The 4229-nt window shown below is 67.9% G+C and carries 7 protein-coding genes; 5 read left to right on the top strand and 2 right to left on the bottom strand.

Annotated elements, in window-relative coordinates:
- Window positions 1-122 precede the first annotated feature (122 nt).
- From ACU18_RS06855 to ACU18_RS19880, 5 genes are all read left to right on the top strand, one after another.
- Complete coding sequence (locus ACU18_RS06855) at window positions 123-632, top strand: amino-acid N-acetyltransferase (RefSeq protein WP_050684788.1); 510 nt, start codon at window positions 123-125, stop codon at window positions 630-632.
- Between the two features lie 229 nt (window positions 633-861).
- A complete protein-coding gene (gene dhaK / locus ACU18_RS06850; protein WP_050684787.1) occupies window positions 862-1863 on the top strand; it encodes a dihydroxyacetone kinase subunit DhaK in 1002 nt (333 codons plus the stop codon).
- A gap of 2 nt (window positions 1864-1865) precedes the next feature.
- Window positions 1866-2498: a dihydroxyacetone kinase subunit DhaL gene (dhaL, locus tag ACU18_RS06845; protein WP_050684786.1), complete on the top strand. Its 633-nt coding sequence runs from the start codon at window positions 1866-1868 to the stop codon at window positions 2496-2498.
- Entirely contained in the window at window positions 2495-3184 is a 690-nt protein-coding gene (gene dhaM / locus ACU18_RS06840; protein WP_050684785.1) for a dihydroxyacetone kinase phosphoryl donor subunit DhaM, read from the top strand. Before dhaL ends, dhaM begins: the two co-directional genes overlap by 4 nt.
- A gap of 78 nt (window positions 3185-3262) precedes the next feature.
- Entirely contained in the window at window positions 3263-3439 is a 177-nt protein-coding gene (locus ACU18_RS19880) for a hypothetical protein (RefSeq protein WP_197273534.1), read from the top strand.
- 17 nt (window positions 3440-3456) lie between these two features.
- Here ACU18_RS19880 and ACU18_RS06830 read toward each other — a convergent pair whose 3' ends face one another.
- Together ACU18_RS06830 and ACU18_RS06825 are read right to left on the bottom strand one after the other, a co-directional pair.
- Window positions 3457-3942, bottom strand: coding sequence for a hypothetical protein (locus ACU18_RS06830; protein ID WP_050684783.1), 486 nt, complete (start codon window positions 3940-3942; stop codon window positions 3457-3459).
- A gap of 24 nt (window positions 3943-3966) precedes the next feature.
- Window positions 3967-4229 (bottom strand): DUF3592 domain-containing protein (locus ACU18_RS06825; protein WP_157407618.1); only part of this gene is annotated, 263 nt, incomplete at its 5' end.

Here is a 4229-nt window from a genome sequence, read left to right as displayed (position 1 = left end):
ACTCCCGGGGAGCAGTTCACTAGCCGCCCCCGTACCCTACGGCACCGTCATCCGGGCCGCTTCCTTGAGCGGAAGGAGCCCGGATTTCGGTGCCGTTGCAAGGCCCCAACTAGGATTGGCCTGTGACGAATTCCTTCGAGATCCGCCCTGCCCGCACCGATGATGTTTCCGCCATCAAGAAGCTTGTGGCGCCCCTGGCCGAGGAGCGGATCCTGATGGCCAAGGAGACCGTCGCCTACTACGAAAGCCTCCAGGAGTTCCTGATCGCCGAGTCCGCCGACGGCGAGGTGATCGGCTGCGGCGCCCTCCACGTGATGTGGGAGGACCTGGCCGAGGTCCGCACCCTTGCGGCGTCGCAGGACCGGCGTGGCCAGGGCATCGGCCATGTGCTGGTGGAGAGCCTCCTGGAGCGGGCCCGGGCCCTCGGAGTCAACCGGGTCTTCTGCCTGACGTTCGAGGTGGACTTCTTCAAGCGCCACGGCTTCGAGGTTATGGCGGACCAGTCGGCGGTGGACCCTGTGGTCTACTCAGAGCTCCTGCGTTCCCACGATGAGGGCGTCGCGGAGTTCCTGGACCTGGCGCGGGTCAAGCCCAACACTCTTGGCAACACCCGCATGATCCGCGTCCTCTAGGCCGGAATTCCGAATAAGACGTCGAAGGCAGCACTGTCTTGGCTTTATTCGATTTGATGGATAAACTAGCGGTGGCCGGGAATGGGGGCCCGGAAAGGGACAGTCATTGGGGGCTGTCCCTTTTTCGTGTTGAAACACCCCAGGGCCCGGCCGGTGCCTACCTTTGCCCGGCCTGCCGGTAGTAGGGTCGTCTGTGACATCCTTCAGGAGCACAGCCAGGAGCAACGCCGTGAAGAAACTCATCAACGATCCCCGTTCAGTGGTCGGGGAAAGTGTTGCCGGCTTCGGCCTGGCGCACGCTGACCTCGTGAGCGTTAACGCCGATCCGGCCTTCATCACCCGCAAGGATGCGCCGGTGGCAGGCAAGGTGGGGTTGCTCTCCGGCGGCGGCAGCGGCCATGAGCCCCTCCACGCCGGATTTGTGGGCCGTGGCATGCTCGACGCCGCCGTCCCGGGCGCCGTGTTCACCTCGCCGACGCCGGACCAGATCCTGCCCGCCACAATGGCCGTGGATTCAGGCGCCGGAGTGGTGCACATCGTGAAGAACTACACCGGCGATGTGCTGAATTTCGAGACCGCCGGCGAACTGGCCGAAGCCGAGGGGATCCGCGTCCGCACCGTCCTGGTCAACGATGACGTGGCTGTGGAGGATTCACTCTACACGGCGGGCCGGCGGGGTGTGGCAGGGACCGTGCTGGTGGAAAAAATCGCCGGTGCGGCGGCCGAACGCGGCGATGACCTGGACACGGTGGCCGGAATCGGCGAACGCGTCAACCTCAACGTCCGCACCATGGGGGTGGCGTTATCCGCCTGCACCGTACCGCACGCCGGGACGCCCAGCTTCGACCTCGCCGGGGACGAAATCGAGATCGGCATCGGCATCCACGGGGAACCCGGCCGGCACCGGATTGCCATGGAAAACGCCGACGGCATCACTGACCGGCTGCTGGAGCCCGTCCTGTCCGACCTGAAGATCGAAGCGGGTGAGCAGGTGCTCCTGTTTGTGAACGGCATGGGCGGAACCCCGTTGAGCGAGCTGTACATCGTGTACCGGCGGGCAGCGCAGGTACTGGCTGACCACGGGGCCGTGGTGGCCCGCTCGCTGGTGGGCAACTACGTCACGGCCCTGGAAATGCAGGGCTGCTCCATCTCGGTCCTGCGCCTGGACGATGAACTCACCGCCCTGTGGGATGCGCCGGTCCACACCGCCGCCCTGCGCTGGGGGGCCTGAGCATGCTGCTGGATATCAACTGGACCCTGAAGTGGCTGACGCTGTGCGCGCAGGCCATGGCAGGACACCGGATGGAACTGATCGAGCTGGACCGGGCCATCGGCGATTCGGACCACGGCGAGAACATGGACAGGGGCTTCCAGGCGGTCCTGGAAAAGCTCGCCGAAGCGCCGCCGGAAACACCGGGTGCCGCGCTGAAGCTGGCCGCCATGACGCTGATGTCGAAGGTGGGCGGCGCCGCCGGGCCGCTGTACGGCACGGCCTTCCTCCGCGCCGCAACCGCCCTGGGTGACGCCACCGAGATTGATTCCGCGGCATGGGCCGCTGCGCTGGCCGCAGGGCGGGACGGCATCGTGGCCCGGGGCAAGGCCGAAACCGGCGACAAAACAATGGTGGACGCCTGGACACCGGCGGTGGATGCCGCCCGGGCGGCCGTTGACGCCGGCGCCCCGGACGTCCTCACGATCCTTGTGGCCGCCGCAGAGGCCGCCGAAGCGGGTGCTGCGGCCACAGACCCGCTGGTGGCACGCAAGGGCCGGGCCAGCTACCTGGGGGAGCGCAGCGCCGGGCACCGCGACCCGGGAGCTGCTTCCAGCGCCTTGATCTTCCGGGCAGCAGTGGGGGCCGCGGCATGACCATCAGCCTGGTAGTGGTGTCCCATAGTGAAAAAATTGCCGACGGCGCCGCGGAACTTGCCGCCCAGATGGCCCCGGATGTGCAGATCCTGGCAGCCGGGGGCACCATGGACGGCAGCATTGGCACCAGCCTGGAAAGGGTCCTGGCGGCCCTCGAGAAGGCTGCGGACGGCGGGGTGGTGGTCCTCGCGGACCTGGGCTCGGCCGTGATGACCGCCGAATCGGCGATGGAGTTTGTGGATAATCCGCACGGTGTGGTGCTGGCCGACGCGCCCCTGGTGGAAGGCCTGGTGGCTGCGGCGGTCGCAGCCCAGGGCGGGGCCGGGCTGCACGCGGTAAAGCGGGCGGCCGAGGCAGCGGGCGCACCGCCGCGCAGCCCGGAGGTTCCGGCGGCGCAGGTGGCCGAGGGCTCCGTCACAGGTCCGGGCCCGGACTTCACCGGCGACTTTGAGCTCATCAACCAGGCCGGCCTGCACGCCCGGCCGGCGGCCAGGATCGCCGGCGGCATCGCAGCACTGGATGCCAGGGTAACCCTGAACGGTGTGGACGCGGCATCGATGACGGCGCTGATGACCCTCGCTGCTGGCAGGGGCCAGGGTATCCATGTCCAGGCCTGGGGTCTGGACGCGGAACGGGCGGTGAACTACATTGGCGGGCTGGTGCAGGCCGGCTTCGGCGAGCCGTAGGCCGGACCCCACCCCAATCAGGCGCCCGGCGGTGTGTTCAGGGCGGCATTGTCCGGCCCTGGCCATAAGCTCGATGCCATGGAACGGCCCCACCTGGAAGAAACCCCTGCCGAGATCGAAGTGCTTGACGGACAGATGTCCGTTGAGGAGCTCCTGGCTGAGCTCGGCTTTGACTGGCACGCCGGCACCGCGCAGCCGCAGGCAGTGTCCGGAGCAGCTGCCGAGGATCCCTTCGGCCAGCCTGCCCTCTTCTGACGGCGCCCCGGACAGCATCAGGAAGCGGGCTGCAGCCCCGCTTTGTCCAGGATCACGGAGGCCGAGAGGTATCGGGGGCACTGCTCCCCGAATGGATACCCCGCGCTGGGCTTGAACACCAGGGAGCGGACGGGCAGGGCGCCGCCAGCCGCGGTTCCGGTCACCGTTGCGGTGATCGGGGACTCGGTCAGGACACCCAGGTCGAGGTTTCCCACTTTGGTGCCGTCCGGCGAGGCCGTGGCGGAGCAGACCCCGTCGGTGGTGCAGCCCTGGTCCACGGAGGTGCTGCCCGGCATCAGCTCAAGGTCGGCCTCGTGGCAACCGCCGTCCTGGCAGGCCACCAGGTGCACCACGTCAACCTGCGCCGCGTAGTTGGCGGCAACGGTGAGGGCCACACCGTTTGACTGGCCCAGGTCCGGGCACGCCACGCCGCCGGCGCCCGGCCCGCACGCGGTGAGTCCCGCCGTCGTGATCAATGCCAGAAGAACCCCGGGTCTGCGCATGCCTTCAGCGTAGGGCAGTTTGGCCTAGGGCAGCGGGAAAAAGCTGATGAAGAGGAACGAAGCCACACCGAAGACAGCGAAAAACGGGATCAGGCAGCCCAGCGCAACCTTGGAGGCGGCCGAAACCTGCAGGGATTCGTTGGGATTGGCCGGGTTGTAGGCCACCTCAAGCGGGGACCCCGGTGCGGGGGCTGCTGCCCGGGAAACCTCGGATTTGCCCACAAAGAGCGTGCCGTGCGGGTCGGTGAACTGGTACGTGGGGAAGTAGCGGCGGCTGCGGCTGGAGC

It is taken from the genome of Arthrobacter sp. ZBG10 (assembly GCF_001238605.1).
Taxonomy (GTDB): domain Bacteria; phylum Actinomycetota; class Actinomycetes; order Actinomycetales; family Micrococcaceae; genus Arthrobacter.
The sequence above is the reverse complement of the archived record's forward strand: the minus strand, read 5'-3'. Positions and strand labels throughout refer to the sequence as shown.

Bases quoted from the DNA above. Each gene is read 5' to 3' on its own strand.
- dhaL (WP_050684786.1), top strand. From the start codon at position 1,866: ATGCTGCTGGATATCAACTGGACCCTGAAGTGGCTGACGCTGTGCGCG.
- dhaM (WP_050684785.1), top strand. From the start codon at position 2,495: ATGACCATCAGCCTGGTAGTGGTGTCCCATAGTGAAAAAATTGCCGAC.
- ACU18_RS19880 (WP_197273534.1), top strand. From the start codon at position 3,263: ATGGAACGGCCCCACCTGGAAGAAACCCCTGCCGAGATCGAAGTGCTT.
- ACU18_RS06830 (WP_050684783.1), bottom strand. From the start codon at position 3,942: ATGCGCAGACCCGGGGTTCTTCTGGCATTGATCACGACGGCGGGACTC.